This is a genomic window from Providencia sp. wls1922 (assembly GCF_009706505.1).
In the GTDB taxonomy this organism is placed as follows: Bacteria; Pseudomonadota; Gammaproteobacteria; order Enterobacterales; family Enterobacteriaceae; genus Providencia; species Providencia lanzhouensis.
In genome coordinates this window covers 1-19,179 of record NZ_WLUG01000086.1, presented here as the reverse complement: position 1 = coordinate 19,179, position 19,179 = coordinate 1, and the positions used below count along the sequence as shown (strand labels likewise).

Below are 19,179 nucleotides of genomic sequence, written 5' to 3'. Positions count from 1 at the left end.
GGGCTGTGCTGGGAACGTCTTCAACGATAATCCTCGGATTTTCAACGTTACTGGCGATTATTTTCTTGCTATGTAGCGCCCCTATCAGTGCTGCACTATTTGATACTGAGCAATACAGTGGCGTGATCCGCATGGTTGCCTTGATTCAAATGGGTATCGCGTATGCGAACTATTTCTTGGCGATTTTGAAAGGTTACCGAGACGCTGCTGGGAATGCGACGGCCATCATTTTTGGTAGCATAATCGGCGTAGTCGCCTATTATTTATGCTATCTGATGGGAGGTTATGATGGCGCACTTGCAGGGCTAGCATTGGTACCCGCTTTAGTGGTATTGCCTGCGGTTGGGATGATTATTCGACGTAAACAATTTGCGTTGTCATCACTAAAACCCGCATGGGATAAAGCTATTGCCACTAATTTAGGTAAGTTCACCATCATGGCAATGCTCACGGCAATCACACTGCCTGTTGCCTATATCATGATGCGAAATTTATTGGCACAGACTTATAGCTGGGATGAAGTGGGATTATGGACGGGCGTTACCACGATTTCGGATGCCTATTTACAATTCATCACAGCAACATTTTCGGTATATTTACTGCCCACGCTGTCCCGTTTACAGCATAAAAATGAAATTTCTGCCGAAATTGTTAAGGCATTGAAGTTTGTATTACCGGCTGTTGCCGCCGTGAGCTTTACGGTTTGGCTGCTGCGTGATTTTGCGATTTGGCTGCTGTTCTCAAAAGAGTTTACAGGGATGAGAGACCTGTTTGCTTGGCAGCTGGTCGGCGATGTATTGAAAGTGGGTGCTTACGTCTTTGGTTATCTCGTCATCGCGAAAGCAGCGCTACGTTTTTATGTTCTTACGGAAGTTAGCCAATTTGTTCTGTTAACGGGCTTTGCCCATTGGTTTATTCCTGAACATGGCGCCGTGGGGGCGACACAAGCCTATATGGCGACCTATATCGTATATTTTACTCTCTGTTGTTGCGTATTTTTGATCTACCGTAGGCGAGCATGACAACCTTAATACATGTACTGGGATCTGATCTCCCGCATCATAATCAGACGGTTTTAACGTTTTTTAATAACGTTATTTGCCAAGAGATGGCACCGTCACAAAAGCCGCATTTTATGGTGGTGAGCCAGGATGCGCAGCTTGCTGCTGCCTATCCGATGCTTGAAATTGAAGTTTTTGACAGCAAACAATCTATTGCAGATAGCGTTATTCGTCGCGCGAAAGCGGAGCGTCGTACACGCTTTTTCTTCCATGGGCAATTTAATGCGCCAATTTGGTTAGCACTGCTTTTTGGCAAGATAAAATCCCATCAATTCTGGTGGCATATTTGGGGCGCTGATCTCTATGAAGAATCTAGCTCACTGAAATTCAAGCTGTTTTATATTCTACGTCGTCTGGCTCAAAAAAAAGTGGGGCACGTTTGTGCAACACGGGGAGATTTGTGCCATTTTCAGCAGTCGAATCCTAATGTGCCATCGTCGGTTCTCTATTTCCCGACGCGTATGGATCCGGCATTGACGCTAAACGAACGTCAGCCTCGTGAGGGCGAGCAATTAACTATCCTGCTCGGTAACTCAGGTGACCGCTCTAATCGTCATGTGGAAGCGCTGAGCGCGATTAAACAGCAATTTGGTGACAAGGTGAAGGTGATAGTCCCGATGGGCTACCCAGCGAATAACCAAAACTATATTGCCGAAGTTGAGCAAGCAGCACAAAGCGAATTCCCTCAGGGGCAGGTGGATATTCTTAAAGAACGTATGGCGTTCGATGATTACCTGAATTTGCTGAAAACCTGCGATCTTGGCTACTTTATTTTTAATCGCCAACAAGGGGTTGGAACGGTTTGTTTGCTTATTCAGTTCTCTATTCCTTTTGTCATCAGTCGCCAAAATACCTTCTGGCAAGATTTAACGGCGCAGAATGTCCCAGTCTTTTTCTATGGTGATGAGCTGACTCTGCCATTAGTGGATGAAGCACAACGCCAAATGAATTCGCTGAATAAACAGCATATTGAATTCTTTGCGCCTAACTTTACTGATGGCTGGAAACAGATCCTCAGCATTGCGGAGGCGAAAGCATGACATTGCTTGAATTGGGTGGCTTAGCGCTTATCTACCTAATCTCTATTATCTTTATCGGCACGCTGATGTATAAAGAGTTTTTGCGCGTGCGCTTTAATTTTAATATTTTCTTTACCTTATTGTATTTGCTGACGTTTTACTTCGGATTCCCGCTGACTTGTGCATTGGTTTTCCAGTTTGACGTGGCAATCGTCCCCGCAGATTACTTGATGTATGCCATGTTGGCGTCAACCAGCTTCTACGCCATTTACTACGTGACGTACAAAACGCGTTTAACTAAGCGCGTGGATACCCAGCGTCGCGCCGTATTTAGTATGAATAAGGTGGAAACCAATCTGACCTGTCTACTGCTGATTGCCGTGGCGGTGGTTACTGTAGGCATTTTTTTCATGGATAACGGTTTCTTGCTGTTTAAGTTGAAATCCTATAGCCAGATATTCTCCAGTCAGGTGTCGGGCGTGGCATTGAAGCGCTTTTTCTACTTCTTTATCCCTGCAATGCTGATTGTCTATTTCTTGAAACCTACGCAAAAACGCTGGATTTTCTTCCTGATTAGCACGGTCTCATTCGGTTTCTTAACCTATGTTATTGTGGGCGGAACCCGTGCCAACATTATCTTGGCATTTGCCCTGTTCCTATTTATCGGGATTGTCAGAGGCTGGATCACGCTTTGGATGCTGGCAGCGGCGGGTGTGGCAAGTATTGTTGGGATGTTCTGGTTAGCTCTCAAGCGTTACGGTCTTGATGTGAGCGGTGCCGAAGCGTTTTACACCTTCTTGTATCTAACTCGCGATACGTTCTCGCCATGGGAAAACTTAGGATTATTGCTCAGCTATTATGACCAAATGGAATTCCAAGGTTTAGCGCCGATTATCCGTGATTTCTATGTGTTTATTCCTGCATGGGTATGGCCTGAACGCCCTGATACGGTATTAAACTCGGCTAACTATTTTACGTGGGAAGTGCTGAATAACCATTCTGGGTTAGCGATTTCGCCTACGTTAATTGGCTCGCTGGTGGTCATGGGGGGCGTGCTGTTTATCCCGCTGGGCGCTATCGTGGTGGGCATGATCATTAAATGGTTTGATTGGATTTATGGGTTAAGTCTAAAAGAATCCAACCGTTACAAGGCTGCGATTATGCAGGCATTTTGTTTCGGCGCCATCTTCAACATGATTGTATTAGCTCGTGAAGGGGTCGATTCCTTTGTCTCGCGCGTAGTCTTTTTCTGCTTAGTCTTCGGGCTATGTTTAGTGTTAGCTAAATTACTGTACTGGTTATTTGAAAGTGCCGGTCTTATTCGTACCAAAGCCGCTTTATATTTAAAAAGTGGTCAACGGGAAAGCCGTTAAAAGGAGCATCATGGAACAGTCGTCAATTCCTCAATATAGCATCAGAGGTCATAATATTTGGGGCTTTAAAAACATGGCCCATTTCTTGGACTATCTGTTTGCTGACGGTAAGACCAAAACAGGCACATTAGTGGCTATCAACGCAGAGAAAGTGATGATCGCAGAGCAAGATACTGCGCTGAATACCTTATTAGGGCAGGCGGAATACCTTTATGCCGATGGGATCAGCATTGTGCGTGCTATTCGCCGTAAATATCCAAAAGCCGAGGTTTCTCGTGTGGCAGGTGCCGATTTATGGGAAGGCTTAATGGAGCGCGCAGGAAAAGAAGGCACCCCAGTATTTTTAGTGGGCGGCAAGCCAGAAATTCTTGAGCAGACTAAAGCGAAGCTACGCGCACAATGGAATGTCAACATTGTGGATTCCCAAGATGGCTACTTTACGGCAGAAGATCGCAGTGCGCTGTTTGAGCGTATTCACGCGAGCGGTGCCAAGATTGTGACCGTGGCGATGGGTTCTCCTAAGCAAGAAATCTTTATGCGTGATTGCCGTGTTGTGCATCCTGATGCTTTGTATATGGGCGTCGGTGGAACTTATGATGTGTTCACCGGGCATGTTAAGCGTGCGCCTAAAGTCTGGCAAAACTTAGGGCTAGAATGGCTGTATCGCTTACTTTCCCAACCAACACGAATTAAACGACAGTTTAAATTGCTGAAGTTTTTAGGCTACTACTACGGTGGTAAGCTTTAAGCGCTTTTCTGACTGAATAGACCCGCATTATGCGGGTCTATTTATTTCTGGCGCCCCCATTCTATCTTCAAATATACCTACAATTGTTCAAAAATAGATGCAACCTAAGGGATCTCACGGTATCTTGGGGGATTGTATTTTTTATTTTATTTTCGACAACCAGCCGCGATGACTAAAAAGTTATGGCTATTAGAGCTGCGAATATCGAATGGTTATTATCGACAGGGGAAATTATGGATAAGCCACAGCAAGGTCTTCAGCGAGGGCTAGAAGCCCGTCATATTGAGCTGATTGCTTTGGGCGGGACAATTGGGGTTGGGCTATTTATGGGCTCAGCGAGTACGTTGAAGTGGGCGGGACCATCCGTATTGTTGGCGTATATTATCGCAGGGTTATTTGTCTTCTTCATCATGCGTTCTATGGGCGAAATGCTCTTTCTGGAGCCAGTCACTGGTTCATTTGCTTCATTTGGTTATAAATATTTAAGTCCTTTTTGGGGATGTTTAACCGCGTGGGGTTATTGGTTTATGTGGGTCGCGGTTGGAATTTCAGAGATAACTGCAATAGGGGAATATGCAAAGTATTGGTTCCCTGATGTGCCCCAGTGGATATTTGCGATGGTTGCCGTTGCGTTGGTGGCACTGGCAAACCTCGCCGCAGTAAGGCTATACGGCGAGCTAGAATTCTGGTTTGCGATGATCAAAGTGACCACGATTGTGGTGATGATTTTGATTGGCTTGGGGCTAATTTTCTTTGGTCTTGGCAATAATTTCGAGCCGATTGGATTGGCTAACTTGACCGAGCATGGCGGATTCTTCGCTGGCGGCTGGAAAGGTTTCTTATTTGCGTTGTGTATCGTGGTGGCATCTTATCAAGGCGTTGAGCTCGTCGGGATCACCGCAGGAGAAGCCAAAAACCCACAAGTGACACTGAAAAAAGCCATCAATAATATTCTGTGGCGCATTCTTATTTTCTATGTCGGCGCCATTTTTATTGTGGTGACGCTGTTCCCGTGGACAGAAGTCGGGCAACAAGGCAGCCCGTTTGTGATGACATTCGCTAAAGTGGGGATTGTCTCGGCAGCGGCGGTAATTAACTTTGTGGTGCTCACTGCAGCATTGTCTGGCTGCAATAGCGGCATGTACAGCGGCGGGCGTATGTTATACGCGCTGGCGCAAAATAAGCAGTTACCGAGTGGACTATTAAAACTGACGAAAAACGGCGTTCCGGCGCGTTGTGTCGGTTTTACTATCTTATGCTTGGTTGCAGGGTCGAGCTTGAACTATATCATTCCAAACCCTGAACAGGTATTTGTGTATGTATATAGTGCAAGCGTCTTGCCAGGAATGGTGCCTTGGCTAGTGATCTTGACCAGCCAGCTACGTTTTCGTAAGCAGAACCAGCAGCAGATGGCAGGGCATACGTTTAAATCGATTCTGTTTCCATGGGTGAACTACGCCACGCTGCTGTTTTTAGCCTGTGTGCTGGTGGGGATGGCGATTAATCCAGAAACGCGTTTGTCACTGATTGTAGGGGCTATCTTTTTATTGACGGTTTCCGGGCTTTATTTTGTGATCCGCAGCTTTAGTCGCCATGATAAAAGCCCATCGTAAAAATATTTTGTGGGTAAAATTTCATCTAATAGACGAGAAAGAGGGAAAAAATGCTCTCTTTCTCGACGAAATGGATAAAAGGCAAGCAATCGATAATTTTATTGAAAAAAGGACTAGACAGCAGGGGGATAAATCCGTACTATCCTCTCCCGCAACGGCGTTAAGCGCCCGTAGCTCAGCTGGATAGAGCGCTGCCCTCCGGAGGCAGAGGTCTCAGGTTCGAATCCTGTCGGGCGCACCATCAAAAGGTGACAAGCTACGGTGGCAAAATAAAGTTGTATGTAGTAGTATGACAACACTTTGAAATAAGTGAAGTTATGGTGGCTATAGCTCAGTTGGTAGAGCCCTGGATTGTGATTCCAGTTGTCGTGGGTTCGAGTCCCATTAGCCACCCCATTTTTTTTGTGACATTGCGAGGGTGGCGGAATTGGTAGACGCGCTAGCTTCAGGTGTTAGTGTCCTATGGACGTGGGGGTTCAAGTCCCCCCTTTCGCACCACGAAAAAAATGATATCGAGTTACTGCCTTAAGCAGTTAAATTTCGGCGAGTAGCGCAGCTTGGTAGCGCAACTGGTTTGGGACCAGTGGGTCGGAGGTTCGAATCCTCTCTCGCCGACCAATTTAAAGAACCCCGCTCAATCGAGCGGGGTTTTTGCATTTTAAAACCGTAACCATTTCTAACCTGATTATTTTCCTTTCCGTATTCTTATCTTCTTATCTTCTTATCTTTATCCATGAATCTGTTTTTTTATTATCTTTATTCTTAATATCTCAGGCATCGCTTTTAACAAGAATGGTTCTTATCTGAATGTGCTTATAACGTTATGTTTTTTATGAATAAAAATATTTGTCGCAGATCCGATACAAATCCCTATTTCCATGTCGTCAAAAAGAGACATTTTACTGATTGATTTATATGGAGAAATTAATAGGCATTCTAAGCTGTCTCTAAATTGAGACAAAATAGCTGAATCGAACAGAATGGGATTTGGTAAGAATGAGGTGTTAAAAAATCACAATAAGTAAGAAATAAAAATATCGTTTAGAAGCAGGGGAGTTACGAGGTTAAGAATAGAAAAACGTGCAGCGATATAAAAGTTGGCATGCATTCTGCATTATCTATTATGTAGATGCTCATCCCACTTATTATGACAGCCTAGCTTCATAAACCCAGGGATGACGCAAAGCCGATTATCGGTGCCTATTGTCCAATTTAGATGATCAAGAGCTAATCCTCTTACCATCAGCGAACGGGCGAAACGTTGAGTGAGGCACCATCCGTCTGTAGACCTGATTGTTATTTACACCTGCTTCGGCAGGTGTTTTTTTTTGTATCAATCTTGGGTTGTCATGTTCTTTCCTAACCTGATGAGCATTAGGAAAGAAACGTTATCTTCTCGCTTACGCTTTTTTCTCTTTGCTTAACCACTTGCTGATCCAGCGAGTCACATAGGTATAGGCAATAATAATAAAGGTAATAATAAAGATATCTTTATTCAGATCGGCGGTATTGAAGCCAATGATCGAAATAAAAATAAACGGGGATAAAATCAGAAGTAGCAGGTCAAAAAAGATCTGTAAACGATTTTGGCTCGCTACAATCCAACGCCAGAGAGTTTTCACTACATTCATATCTTTATCCTGAATTCATTCAAAACGAAAATGTATACGATTATTTATACACTATGTGACCCTTTTATAACATAGCAATATGCGGTTTGCCTCGATTCGCTAAAAGTGACGCTCTCAAAGACTATCTTTTTGAGATAAATAGTAAAGATCCAAATCGTAGATATAAAAAACGCCTCGGACTAGGAGGCGTTTTAGATCAAAGCTTAACGAATGAGTTAAAAATTTACGCTTTTGCTCGCTCTTGTTTGAGGGAGTGAGTGAGCGCCTCTTGGCGAATTTTCGCCGCTTCATGCGGTTTGTGTAGCTTGTCATAAGCATCGGCTAACCAAGCTGCATCATAAGCATCAAAACGCTGCGCTAATGCGGCTTTAAAGTAGGTTTCTGCTTTTTCCCATTGGGCATGTTGAAGCGCAAGGATCCCCAATGTGCTATTGAGTAATGGTGTCGCACCAGACTGTTTGACGAGGCTTAACAGAGTTTTTTCAAGCACTTCAGGTTGTTCGCTCTGTAATTTCGGGATCAACAACAATAGACGTTCGTCATATTGCTGCTTCAATCCATCAATAATCATCTTTTCTGCGCTACGCGTATCACCACATTCAATTAAATGTTCGGCTAAGAAAGCTTGTAATGGCACTTCATGGCGAACTTTACGCGGCTGAGCTTTCCACCAATTTTTCAAGCCATCGCTACCACCTTCAGCCATACATTGGTTCATGAGCCCTTTGTACGCTTTGAGTTTTAACGCTTCAAGCTCATCTTCATTATGTAACTGGACTTTTGCCATAATCGGCAGCAGCTCAATGAGTGCTTGGTATGCGCCGGTACCTAAATAAGCTTGTTCAGCTAAACGTAAAATTTCTGGGTGGCGTGGTGCTTGGTCGAGCAGCTTGTCGATGCCATTACGGGCAGCATGAATTTCGCCTTCCGCCAATTGGATGCGAACACGGCTAATATCCACGGGAAGTTGATCTTTACCTGCGGCTTCAGCAGCCCTATCTAAATATTGATGTGTGCGATAACTATCCCCACGCTGCTGGGCGGCTTCAGCTGCCATCAAGTAGTTAATGACTGGCTGCTGAGAAAAATCAGCATGCTTACTCATTAGTTTCTCGACTTGCTCCAAATCACCTTCGGCTAATTTGAGTAAGGCTTTTTGCGTTTGAGTGTGCGCTTTATGGTATTTATGACCGCTGAGCCAGCCTTTTGTCCGTGAGGTGGTGCTCATAAAGCGGCGGTAGCACCATCCAAGGAATAACAGAACAAATTGCAGCAGGATAAAACACAGCACAAGGCTGGTGACGCTGGTCGTAATATCGTAGCTATCGGTACGAATAAATACATAGCCTTGGTGACCTGCTAATAGAGGACCCAAGATAATGCCCGCAATCAGGACGATAAAGAGAACAAAGACTTTAATCATGATCACCCCTTATGCTCAGGGGCGTTTGCCGCGTCCGTTACAGGAGCTTCGGTGGCAACGTCCGGTTTGTCGGTTTGTGTATCTGATGGAGCCGTCACCTCTTCAGCAGCTTTATCGGCTTCTTTTACTGCCTCAAGCGCGGCATCCTCGGAAACGCCAGTCGGCTCTGGATTTTGAGATAATAAATTGCGCACTCGCGTTTGCATCACCTTTTCCAGCTTGGCTTGGCTTTCTAAAGTTTCAGGCATATCGGCATCAATCGGTTGATTTATTAAATCATCGAGTTCCGTCAAAAAGGCTTTAGTGGCTGGTGCGTCCACATCAAAGTAAGCGCGTACCCACGTGGAAGCTTGCTCAAGGGACTGTTTATATGTCTCTTCTTGATAACGTGGTACAGCTTGAGCCGCAATGAGCAATTGGGAGCGAATATTTTCACGTAGATAAATATCTTGGTTTGGTGCTAGCAATGGAGCTTCGGAGCCATCACGAGCGCGTACGGTGATAAAATCGCTCGTGAAACTTTTCCAGCTGCGCGCGAGGTTATCTTTCCAGTCTGCAATATCGTCGCTGACATTGGTGCCAGTATCTTCCGGTGCGTCGCCATTATTTAAATCGGCGAGGCGTAAGTTATCGACATCATTACTGAGCTGATTCAAACGTAAAATAATGCCGTCATAGTCAATTTGGTTGATGGCAGCTAGCTTGTTCATATCATTGGCGATAGCTTTACGAATATCCAGCAAACTTGGGTCATTCATTTCCGCTAAACTGGTGTCTGCACTTTTGAGCAGAACGGCAGCGGTAACTGGATCATGGTCATTCCATAATTTGCGACCCGCCATTTTCACCATAAAATCAGCTTGGGCAATCAACCAGTTTTTTACGTCCGAGCTGGAAAGTGCGGTGACGTGAGCTTGTAATTCTTGCATGCGACGATTGAGTTGATCTTCATAATCACGCGCATGGTTTTTCAGCTCCGTGTTGGTTGCGATGAGCGCATCCACACGTTGTCTATCGGCATTTTGTTGTTCAACTAATTCACTGACTTGCTGTTTCAGTTGGTTATTATCATGAACCAATTGCGCATTACTTTGCTGAGTAAAGTAGTACATCCCGCCGCCCATGACGACGATAATGGCGATAGCGATCGCACTGACTGCAAGACCAGGGCGTTTCTGTTTGGATGAAGGCGTCGGCTGACGAGTCTCTTTTTTCTCTGTCACAGCTTCATCATTAACAGTGTCGGTAATTTTGTCTTGTTCCGTCATAAATTAGCATCCCATATCGGTTGAAATTAATGCTTCAAGTAAAGCGTGATTATCTGCGCTAGTTGCCACACAGACCCGACGCCACCCACTTTGGCGGGCTTTTTCTGCGATTCGTTCGCTGACAACCAGTAGCCGGCGGGAATACCACCATTGTTGCATATCTTCAGCAATCAAATCGTTAAGTAGGGTCAACATTTCACCGCTTGTAACCACAATATCGGTGATATCCGTGTTAAACCAAGTTTGGTTAAACTCAGTTTTATCATAGTGTACAGGTCGCCTTGCGTAGCATTCGCAGTAATCAACATCTGCACCTCGAGCGCGTAATGTTGAGGCAAGGAGTTCACGACCGCCATTACCTCGAAGGAGTAAGGCACGTTTCCCCACTAAATTTTGCAGGTTAGGGTGGGTGAGTAACACCTCGCTGGTTTCTCCTGCTTCAGCCCAACGGATAGTTTGCCCAGTTAGTTGCTGAAAATAGTGACCTGTAGATTGTCCTATACCATAGTAGGATAACTTATCTGACCAGTCTCGTCCTGCTTGTTCCAATGCTAAATTTGCATACCAGACGGCATTTTTGGATAAAAGAAAGACAAGGTCGTTTTCCGATAATCCATCTAAGCGAGAAGACAAAGTATTGAGCTGTGAACCCGCTTCAATCGTAATTAAGGGAGCCGGGTAAGCCTGCCCCCCAGTAGCATTAATGGCTGTTATCAACGCGGAGCCTGATGGCTCTGGGCGAGTAACAAGGACCCTCATGCTGGTGCATTGCCTTTATAGACTTCCGCGAGAATTTCACGGGCGCCATTATCAAGTAACTCTTCTGCGAGAGAAATACCAGCTTGGATTGCGTCGGCAGGCGCGATTAAGCGTTCTCCACGAATGACTTGGCTGCCATCTGGGGCACCGACGAGCGCACGTAACCAGATTTTATCCCCTTGCCAAATAGCATAGCTCCCAATAGGCACTTGGCAACCACCTTCAAGGCGCATATTCATGGCGCGTTCAGCAAGGACACACACGGAGGTTTCATCGTGATTCAATGCGGCGAGTAAGTCACGGGTGCGTTGATCATCTAAGCGGCACTCAATACCTACGGCGCCTTGTCCAACGGCAGGTAAAGATTGCTCTGGTTCTAGTGCAGCTTTGATACGCTCATCAAGTTTTAAGCGTTTTAGACCTGCCACCGCAAGGATAATGGCATCGTATTCGCCGTTGTCGAGCTTAGACAGGCGGGTGCCGACGTTGCCGCGTAGGTCACGGATAACTAAATCTGGACGTAATTCTCGTAACTGGCACTGACGGCGTAAGCTGGATGTACCGACGATGCTGCCCGCTGGGAGTGCATCAATATTGGCATAATGGTTAGAAACGAACGCATCTCGTGGGTCTTCTCGCTCACAAATGGTGACCAAGCCTAACCCTTCAGGGAACTCTACAGGTACGTCCTTCATTGAGTGAACGGCAATATCTGCGCGACCTTCAAGTAACGCCAGTTCTAATTCTTTGACGAATAAACCTTTTCCACCGACTTTCGCTAATGGGGTATCTAAAATAATGTCCCCTTTGGTAACCATTGGGACTAACTCTACTTGTAAGCCGGGATGTCGTTGCTCTAATTCTGCTTTTACGAAATAAGCTTGCCATAGCGCTAGAGGGCTTTTACGCGTTGCGATACGCACGATATTTGTTGATGTCATTTCACTGTTTTCTCAGGCGAATATCGCCGCAGATTAACCATACAATTGGCGTTAGTTTTAACATGTTAGCGGTAATTTTTCCAGTTGGTCGCAGAATGAGCGATATAAGAAGAATGAACGGATGAGATGTATCAAGTGAAGTTCGCTTTTTTACATCTTTTTTGTGAGTCTCTTGGAAAAAAATGACTTAAAAGAGGATCTAGATAACAAATTTCTTTAGCTATTCGTGCTTTTTTAGAATTGCAGTGGGTGATATTTTGAAGGAATTTTGTTGAAGCGTGTAAGCGCAGAGCCTGCCAGCACTGGGCTGAATTTAGAGTAAGGCCGCTTTTTTGTTATACAACCCATGATGGTGATATTATTCCATTGAAAAACAAGGGATATTTCTGCAATGCAAAAATAAAAAGTCTTTTTATACAATATGTTGAAAAATAATTTGTACTAAAAATAGACGGGAAAAATTATGTGATCTACTTTACCCTTTTACTCCAAGGTGTTAAATTGATCACGTTTCCGACAATCCCTTTGAAAAGTAATTTAAGTTTTTCTCTATCTGTTGGGTGCTGGGAAAATTCCCCAGGTTTGTCATTACATTCTTTCAGTCAGGCGTAACCTTTGTACCTCTATATTGAAACTTTAAAGCAAAGACTTGATGCGATAAACCAATTACGGTTGGAACGCGCGACGGCTTCTATGAGTGAAACCTTTTCGAAGGTTTACAGCTTGTTGCCGGTCTTGTTTCATTATCATCATCCAATGATGCCGGGTTATATTGAAGGCAACGTCCCTCATGGCGTCTGTTTCTTCTCGCCAGATGCAGAACAACTCAAATGGTTACAACCTTTCGAACGCTTCTTATCCACAAACAACCAAGCTAATGGTGAATTGCCAATTACAGGCATTTACTCGATGGGTAGTACCTCTTCTGTGGGGCAAAGTCACTGCTCTGATATTGATGTGTGGGTTTGTCATCCTTCTTGGTTAGATAACGAAGAAAAACGATCTTTACAGAAAAAATGTACGTTAATTGAACAGTGGGCAGCCTCGCTGGGCATTGATGTCACTGTCTTTTTAATCGATGAAAATCGTTTTCGCCATAATGCAAGCGGGCATCTTGGTGGTGAAGATTGTGGCTCCACACAACATATTTTATTGCTGGATGAATTTTATCGTACAGCGGTGCGTATGGCTGGGAAACGTCTGTTATGGACAATGGTGCCTGTTGAAGAAGAGCAACACTATGACGAATATGTCATGGGGCTGTACGCTCAAGGGGTACTAACACCAAACGAATGGCTGGATTTAGGCGGCCTCGGTGAATTGTCAGCCGCGGAATACTTTGGTGCCAGTTTGTGGCAGCTATATAAAAGTGTCGATTCTCCGTATAAAGCGGTGTTGAAAAGTATTTTACTGGAGTCCTACTCTTGGGATTATCCACACGGTAAGTTGTTAGCGTTGGAGTTTAAACGCCATTTACATGCCGGTGAAATCGTCTGTTATGGATTGGATTCATATTGCCTCATGTTGGAGCGCGTAACTCGTTATCTGACTGAAATTAATGATTCCACGCGTTTGGATTTAATTCGTCGCTGCTTCTATCTAAAAGTCTGTGAAAAGCTTTCTGAAGATGAAGATGACCAATGTTCCGGTTGGCGTCGTGATGTACTGTCCCAGTTAGTGGAGTCGTGGGGATGGAGCGCCGAGCGTCTGGCTGTGTTAGATACGCGTAGCCAGTGGAAAATTGAGCGTGTGCGTGAAGCGCATAATGAGCTGCTCGATACGATGATGCAAAGTTACCGTAACTTAATTCGATTTGCCCGTCGTAATAATTTAAGTGTTAGTGCTAGCCCGCAAGATATTGGGGTATTAACCCGTAAGTTATATGCCGCGTTTGAAGCGCTACCCGGTAAAGTGACATTAGTAAATCCGCAAATTTCCCCGGATCTTAGCGAAGAGCACCTGACATTTATTTATGTGCCTGAAGGGCGTGCCAATCGTAGCGGCTGGTATCTGTATAACCAAGCGCCGCAAATCGACACGATTATCGGTCATCAACCTTTAGAATATAACCGCTATCTGAATAAATTGGTGGCGTGGGCCTATTTTAATGGGTTACTGACTGAAAATACGCAAGTTCATATGCATCATGGCAAATCCCAATGCGATGAGCGTAAGTTATTGGAATTAATGCATGATGTATCGAGCCATTTCCCAATAAGATTGCCAGCTCCAACCCCTAAAGCACTGTATAGCCCGTGTGAAATCCGCCACTTAGCCATCATCGTTAACTTAGAAAAAGATCCGACACAGGTCTATTCTGAGCAGGTGGTGCATGTGGATTTCAGAAAACTGGATATTTTCAGTTTTGGTGAATCTCAACAATGTTTGATAAGCAGCATCGATCTTCTGTATCGCAATTCATGGAATGAAGTTCGTACCCTGCATTTCAGCGGCGAGCAGTGCATGTTAGAAGCGCTAAAAACCATCCTCGGTAAAATGCACCAAGACGCGGCTCCGCCTGAAGCAGTTGAAGTATTCTGTTATAGCGAACATTTACGTGGGCTTATTCGTACTCGTGTACAGCAGCTAGTGTCCGAATGCATTGAATTGCGCTTATCCAGCAATCGTCATGAACCTGGTCGCTTTAAGGCATTACGCATTGCAGGGCAAACATGGGGTCTGTTCTTTGAGCGTTTAAACGTCTCTGTACAAAAACTCGAAAATGCTGTTGAGTTTTACGGTGCAATCTCCCATAACAAGTTGCATGGTTGGCCGGTAAAATTACAAGCGAAAGGGGATAATCATCTTCCTGCAGTTGTGGATGGCTATGCCAGCGAAGGAATTGTGCAGTTTTTCTTTGAAAATACGCCAGATAATACAGGGTTTAATATCTACGTATTGGATGAAGCTAATCGCGTGGAAATATACTCTCATTGTGAGGGTTCCAAAGAAGAGCTAGTGCGCGATGTTAGCAAATTCTACTCTTCCTCCCATGACCGCTTTACCTACGGTGCAAACTTTATCAATTTCAATTTGCCACAGTTTTATCAAATTGTGGAAGAAGAAGGCAAAAAGCAAGTTATTGTCTTCTCTGACGCCTCTTGGTCATTTACTGAAGAAGAAGAGGATGATGAATATCCCTCAGCACCTCAGTTAAGCCAATCTGAGCAGCTAGAGCACTCTAAACAGCACGCTCAATATTATTGATTTTATTAAGATAAAAAATAGGCAGAGTAAATTATAGACTCCGCCTATGATTTTTTGTGTGCGTATTTAGAACGAGAATGGGAAGTGGCTTTGGAAGGTAATTGCATTGCCCAGCATGGACAAAAACTCTTGACCTGAACGGTCGCAAATCCATTTTCCATCTTTATAATCATAATGATAGCCACCTTGTTTGGTTGCTAACCAGATTTGGTGGAAGGCTTCTTGTTTGTTGATGATGATTTTGCTGCCATCTTCAAAGCTTAAGGTCATGACGCCGCCATTAATTTCACTATCAATATCCGCATCGCCATCGTAATTATCTAAATGCTCTTCAATCGAGCTGAGCAATTGCTCTGCTAACTGATGAAATTCGCTATCGTTCATGATGTATTTCCTGTTTATACTTTTATTTAGGCGAAATTATAGGGTTGAATGTGTTCAGGGGTCAAACGGCGCACATCTTACTTGTGAGATGCCATTTGAATTATTTAACGTATATAATATTAATATGTTTGATAAACAGGCGTGATTTGAAAAGCGACACCTGTTACTGTGTGAAATATCAGATTGCAAAATTTAGTCTTACAGGCGAAACATCATAATGAAAAAAAGTTTATTTGGACTTAGTGCACTTCTCGTTTTATTCACCCTTTCTGGCTGTGGCTTAAAAGGGCCGTTGTATTTTCCGCCTGAAGACAATGCAGCGGCGCCTGCTAAATCTGACGTGCAACCTAAAGCTCCAAGCAGCTCGAACCAAGAGCCTGCTGCGACCAAACAGTAAGCCTCTGTTATGGAACGTGAATTGCAGTTCTCAAAAATGCATGGCTTAGGCAATGATTTTATGGTGGTGGATGGCGTCACACAGAATGTCTATTTTTCACCTGAACTGATTTGTCGTTTAGCGGATAGGCATACTGGCGTCGGTTTTGACCAACTTTTATTGGTCGAAGCCCCTTATGATCCTGATCTCGATTTCCATTACCGTATTTTTAACGCAGATGGCAGTGAAGTTGCACAATGTGGCAACGGAGCGCGCTGTTTTGCACGTTTTGTCCGTTTAAAAGGTCTGACAAACAAACAAAAAATTAAAGTGAGCACTCAGTCTGGGCGTATGACTCTCACAATTAATGAAAATGATGATGTTTGTGTGAATATGGGCGAGCCTGATTTTGAGCCGCAAAACGTCCCTTTTCGTGCCGTGAAAGCGGAAAAAACCTATATTATTCGAGCACAAGAACGTACAGTGTTTGCGGGTGTTGTCTCCATGGGAAATCCGCACTGTGTGGTGCAAGTGGACAGTGTCCAAACTGCAGAGGTAGAAGTATTGGGCCCTGCATTGGAAAGCCACGAACGCTTCCCTGAACGTGCCAACATCGGTTTTATGGAGATTGTCAGCGCAGACTATATTCGCTTACGTGTTTATGAACGTGGTGCGGGGGAAACCCAAGCGTGCGGTAGCGGTGCATGCGCCGCAGTTGCCGTGGGTGTAGGACAGGGATTATTAGCTAGCCGTGTTCGTGTCGATTTGCCGGGCGGCTCCCTCGATATTAGTTGGGAAGGTCCCGGATCACCACTGTATATGACAGGTCCTGCGACCCATGTTTATGATGGAGTGATCCAAATTTAATCTTGATTGAGTGGAAAGAGGGGAATAATGGATAAGCCTGAACAAGTGCCGGAGATTGCTCAGTTAATTGATGAACAAGATGTGGTGCAATATTTAAAACAGAACCCTTATTTCTTTATTCGCAATGCGTCTCTTGCTGAACATATCAAGGTTCCTCATGCCGTTCAGGAGGCTATCTCGCTTCCTGAATTGGTGATGAGCCGTCAACGTCAAAAAATCAAAAATCTCGAGCAGGATATCCGCTTTATGGTGGAACAAGCCCACGAAAATGGGCAACTGTTCGATGAGCTTCTTTATCTCGTCATTGAAATGTCTTCCGCAAATAGTTTGCGGGAGATGCTGTTTGTGTTGAATCGCTGGGCTAAAAAGCTCGGGTTATCGGGGGCTTCTGTACGCCTATTTAGTGATAGCTGGCGATTATCTGCGCCATTGGATGCCTACGAATTGGTGCTCCCACGCCGCGTTTTTGAACCCGTACGTATTCAGCGTTTTGGGGATAACCTCAATTATCTTGGGCGGCTAAATGGTCCTGAGTTGCAGCTTTTACTTCCTGATGCACAAAATGTAGGTTCAGTAGCGATTTCGTTGTTTGGGCATCATGGGGAATCCGGCATGGTGATATTTACCAGTCGTGACCGTGAGCACTATCAACAGGGTATGGGTACAGTAATGCTGGAAAAAGTGGCTCAAATTCTACCGAGGTTATTATGTCAATGGATAGAGCGTCTGTAGACATTCAGCCCGAAGGGCTGATGATTCAAGTGGAAGCCTTTTTGCGTTACCTCCGTGTTGAACGCCGATTGAGTCCAGTCACGATAACGAATTATCGTCGCCAATTAGGTGCAGTTTGCCAAATTTTAGGTGAACTGAAAGTGAGCCAATGGCAGCAGTTGGATATGACGATAGGGCGCAATATTGCCGCGAAGAGCCGTCGAACAGGCTTGCAAGCAGCGAGCATGGCATTAAGGCTTTCCGCACTACGTAGTTTTTGTGATTGGATGGTGCAGCAAGGCGAACTACCGGCAAACCCAGTTAAAACTATTCATGCCCCTAAAGCGAAAAAACGTCTACCGAAAAATATGGATGTGGACGAAGTTTCTCAACTGTTGAATATGGACAGTGGCGACCCGCTCGTGGTGCGAGACAGAACCATGCTGGAAGTGATGTATGGCGCGGGATTGCGTCTCTCTGAGCTGGTTGGTTTGGATGTGAAGCACCTTGACCTCAATTTAGGTGAGGTTTGGGTGATGGGGAAAGGCAGCAAGGAACGCAAAATTCCTCTAGGGAAAACGGCAGTGAGTTGGCTAAAACGCTGGCTTGAAATGCGTGAATTGTACGAGCCTGTCGATGGTGCGGTATTTATTTCCACGAAAAGTGGTAAGCGTATCTCGAATCGCAATGTGCAAAAGCGGTTTGAGCAGTGGGGTATTAAACAAGCGGTAAATAGCCATATAAATCCCCATAAATTACGTCACTCTTTTGCAACTCATATTCTCGAATCAAGTGGTAATTTACGTGGGGTACAAGAGTTATTAGGTCATGCTAATCTCTCTACCACCCAAATCTATACCCATCTTGATTTCCAACATCTCGCTAATGTTTATGATGTGGCACATCCGCGAGCGAAGAGGGAGAAATCTTAATGCATTTTTACCGTCCGTTATCACCCATCAAAGCGATGACATTTGATTTGGATGATACGTTGTACGACAACCATCCCGTGATTGATAAAACGGAGGAAGAAGTTTTACGGTTTATTCGTGAATATGACCCGCGTTTTCATCATTTTACGAACGATGACATTTATGCTTTTCGCTATCTTGTGGAAGAACAAGAACCGGATATTCGCCATGATATTACCCGCTGGCGCTGGCTATCGTCGAAAATGATGCTGTGCCACTATGGTTATAATAAAGAGGATGCCCTCAAAGGTGTGGACGATATTATGGCGCACTTTACCTACTGGCGTAATCAAATTCATGTCCCGCAATCCACTCATGAAACGCTAGCAAAATTAGCCGAAAAATTACCGCTGGTGGCGATTACGAATGGTAACGCCGAGCCGCAAGCGTGTGGGCTAGGGCAATATTTTCAGTTTGTATTAAAAGCGGGGCCGGATGGGCGCTCTAAGCCATGCTGCGATATGTATCACCTTGCCTCTACGCGTTTGAATATCGAGCCAGGCGCTATTTTACATGTTGGAGATAATCTGCTGACCGACGTAGAAGGGGCGATTAATAGCGGTATGCAAGCCTGCTGGTTCAACGTGGATCATATGACGTTAATGGATGAGAAAGAGGGGCGTATATTGCCTCATGTGGAAATTTGTCGGTTGGATTCTCTCCTGTCATTGGTATAATCCTTTCTCTGTATAAAAACACAGTGGTGGTAGCCACTGTTAAACCATTTCCAAACCAATCAGGTTTGAAATGGTTGTTTAGGTTTATGAAAATAAACGAGGAAAATCAATTTATTGATTTTCGCCTGATAACACAAAGAGGGAAAAACC

Annotated in this window: 17 protein-coding genes and 4 tRNA genes; 15 read left to right on the top strand and 6 right to left on the bottom strand. The window is 44.6% G+C overall.

Going from position 1 to position 19,179, the window contains the following annotated elements; genetic code table 11:
* From wzxE to GKR71_RS09435, 9 genes are all read left to right on the top strand, one after another.
* On the top strand, window positions 1-1,022 hold a 1,022-nt coding region (gene wzxE, locus GKR71_RS09475), incomplete at its 5' end, for a lipid III flippase WzxE (protein WP_154634207.1).
* On the top strand, window positions 1,019-2,101 hold the full coding sequence (locus GKR71_RS09470) for a TDP-N-acetylfucosamine:lipid II N-acetylfucosaminyltransferase (RefSeq protein WP_108478783.1): 1,083 nt from the start codon (window positions 1,019-1,021) through the stop codon (window positions 2,099-2,101). The genes wzxE and GKR71_RS09470, both read left to right, overlap by 4 nt.
* Complete coding sequence (wzyE, locus tag GKR71_RS09465; RefSeq protein WP_154599723.1) at window positions 2,098-3,453, top strand: ECA oligosaccharide polymerase; 1,356 nt, start codon at window positions 2,098-2,100, stop codon at window positions 3,451-3,453. The genes GKR71_RS09470 and wzyE overlap by 4 nt, the downstream gene beginning before the upstream one ends.
* Window positions 3,454-3,463: 10 nt before the next feature.
* On the top strand, window positions 3,464-4,201 hold the full coding sequence (gene wecG / locus GKR71_RS09460) for a lipopolysaccharide N-acetylmannosaminouronosyltransferase (RefSeq protein WP_036948834.1): 738 nt from the start codon (window positions 3,464-3,466) through the stop codon (window positions 4,199-4,201).
* 233 nt (window positions 4,202-4,434) lie between these two features.
* Window positions 4,435-5,814 (top strand): bifunctional threonine/serine APC transporter ThrP, encoded by a 1,380-nt coding sequence (gene thrP / locus GKR71_RS09455; protein ID WP_108478785.1) that lies wholly within the window; start codon window positions 4,435-4,437, stop codon window positions 5,812-5,814.
* A 164-nt stretch (window positions 5,815-5,978) separates the two neighbouring features.
* Window positions 5,979-6,055: transfer RNA gene (locus GKR71_RS09450), tRNA-Arg, on the top strand.
* Between the two features lie 79 nt (window positions 6,056-6,134).
* Window positions 6,135-6,210 (top strand) — tRNA-His (locus GKR71_RS09445).
* A 16-nt stretch (window positions 6,211-6,226) separates the two neighbouring features.
* Window positions 6,227-6,312 (top strand) — tRNA-Leu (locus tag GKR71_RS09440).
* Between the two features lie 43 nt (window positions 6,313-6,355).
* Window positions 6,356-6,432: transfer RNA gene (locus GKR71_RS09435), tRNA-Pro, on the top strand.
* A gap of 782 nt (window positions 6,433-7,214) precedes the next feature.
* Here the strand turns inward: GKR71_RS09435 and GKR71_RS09430 are convergent.
* The 5 genes from GKR71_RS09430 to hemC form a co-directional block, all read right to left on the bottom strand.
* Window positions 7,215-7,445 carry a DUF4014 domain-containing protein gene (locus tag GKR71_RS09430; protein ID WP_006658197.1) on the bottom strand — a complete coding sequence of 77 codons (231 nt, stop codon included), beginning with the start codon at window positions 7,443-7,445 and terminating at the stop codon, window positions 7,215-7,217.
* A gap of 223 nt (window positions 7,446-7,668) precedes the next feature.
* The gene (gene hemY, locus GKR71_RS09425) at window positions 7,669-8,868 is read right to left on the bottom strand and encodes a protoheme IX biogenesis protein HemY (protein WP_036948838.1); all 1,200 of its coding nucleotides are present in this window, start codon (window positions 8,866-8,868) and stop codon (window positions 7,669-7,671) included.
* Window positions 8,869-8,870: 2 nt separating this feature from the next.
* Window positions 8,871-10,136, bottom strand: coding sequence for a uroporphyrinogen-III C-methyltransferase (hemX, locus tag GKR71_RS09420; protein WP_036948840.1), 1,266 nt, complete (start codon window positions 10,134-10,136; stop codon window positions 8,871-8,873).
* A 3-nt stretch (window positions 10,137-10,139) separates the two neighbouring features.
* Window positions 10,140-10,895, bottom strand: coding sequence for a uroporphyrinogen-III synthase (locus GKR71_RS09415; protein WP_036948843.1), 756 nt, complete (start codon window positions 10,893-10,895; stop codon window positions 10,140-10,142).
* Window positions 10,892-11,836 (bottom strand): hydroxymethylbilane synthase, encoded by a 945-nt coding sequence (hemC, locus tag GKR71_RS09410; RefSeq protein ID WP_036948844.1) that lies wholly within the window; start codon window positions 11,834-11,836, stop codon window positions 10,892-10,894. Before hemC ends, GKR71_RS09415 begins: the two co-directional genes overlap by 4 nt.
* A 615-nt stretch (window positions 11,837-12,451) precedes the next feature.
* On the opposite strand from hemC, the gene GKR71_RS09405 reads away from it, so the two are divergent.
* Complete coding sequence (locus GKR71_RS09405) at window positions 12,452-15,043, top strand: class I adenylate cyclase (RefSeq protein ID WP_036948846.1); 2,592 nt, start codon at window positions 12,452-12,454, stop codon at window positions 15,041-15,043.
* 66 nt (window positions 15,044-15,109) lie between these two features.
* On the opposite strand, the gene cyaY is transcribed toward GKR71_RS09405, so the two are convergent.
* A complete protein-coding gene (cyaY, locus tag GKR71_RS09400; protein ID WP_006658190.1) occupies window positions 15,110-15,427 on the bottom strand; it encodes an iron donor protein CyaY in 318 nt (105 codons plus the stop codon).
* Between the two features lie 217 nt (window positions 15,428-15,644).
* On the opposite strand from cyaY, the gene lptM reads away from it, so the two are divergent.
* The 5 genes from lptM to yigB are packed head-to-tail and all read left to right on the top strand — an operon-like array spanning window position 15,645 to window position 19,029.
* Window positions 15,645-15,824, top strand: a complete 180-nt coding sequence (gene lptM, locus GKR71_RS09395) for an LPS translocon maturation chaperone LptM (protein ID WP_036948849.1) — start codon at window positions 15,645-15,647, stop codon at window positions 15,822-15,824.
* Window positions 15,825-15,845: 21 nt separating this feature from the next.
* Window positions 15,846-16,670 carry a diaminopimelate epimerase gene (gene dapF, locus GKR71_RS09390; RefSeq protein WP_036949260.1) on the top strand — a complete coding sequence of 275 codons (825 nt, stop codon included), beginning with the start codon at window positions 15,846-15,848 and terminating at the stop codon, window positions 16,668-16,670.
* A gap of 27 nt (window positions 16,671-16,697) precedes the next feature.
* Complete coding sequence (locus tag GKR71_RS09385; protein WP_036948852.1) at window positions 16,698-17,402, top strand: DUF484 domain-containing protein; 705 nt, start codon at window positions 16,698-16,700, stop codon at window positions 17,400-17,402.
* On the top strand, window positions 17,384-18,313 hold the full coding sequence (xerC, locus tag GKR71_RS09380) for a tyrosine recombinase XerC (protein ID WP_036948854.1): 930 nt from the start codon (window positions 17,384-17,386) through the stop codon (window positions 18,311-18,313). Before GKR71_RS09385 ends, xerC begins: the two co-directional genes overlap by 19 nt.
* Complete coding sequence (gene yigB / locus GKR71_RS09375; RefSeq protein ID WP_154634206.1) at window positions 18,313-19,029, top strand: 5-amino-6-(5-phospho-D-ribitylamino)uracil phosphatase YigB; 717 nt, start codon at window positions 18,313-18,315, stop codon at window positions 19,027-19,029. Before xerC ends, yigB begins: the two co-directional genes overlap by 1 nt.
* Window positions 19,030-19,179: the final 150 nt, after the last annotated feature.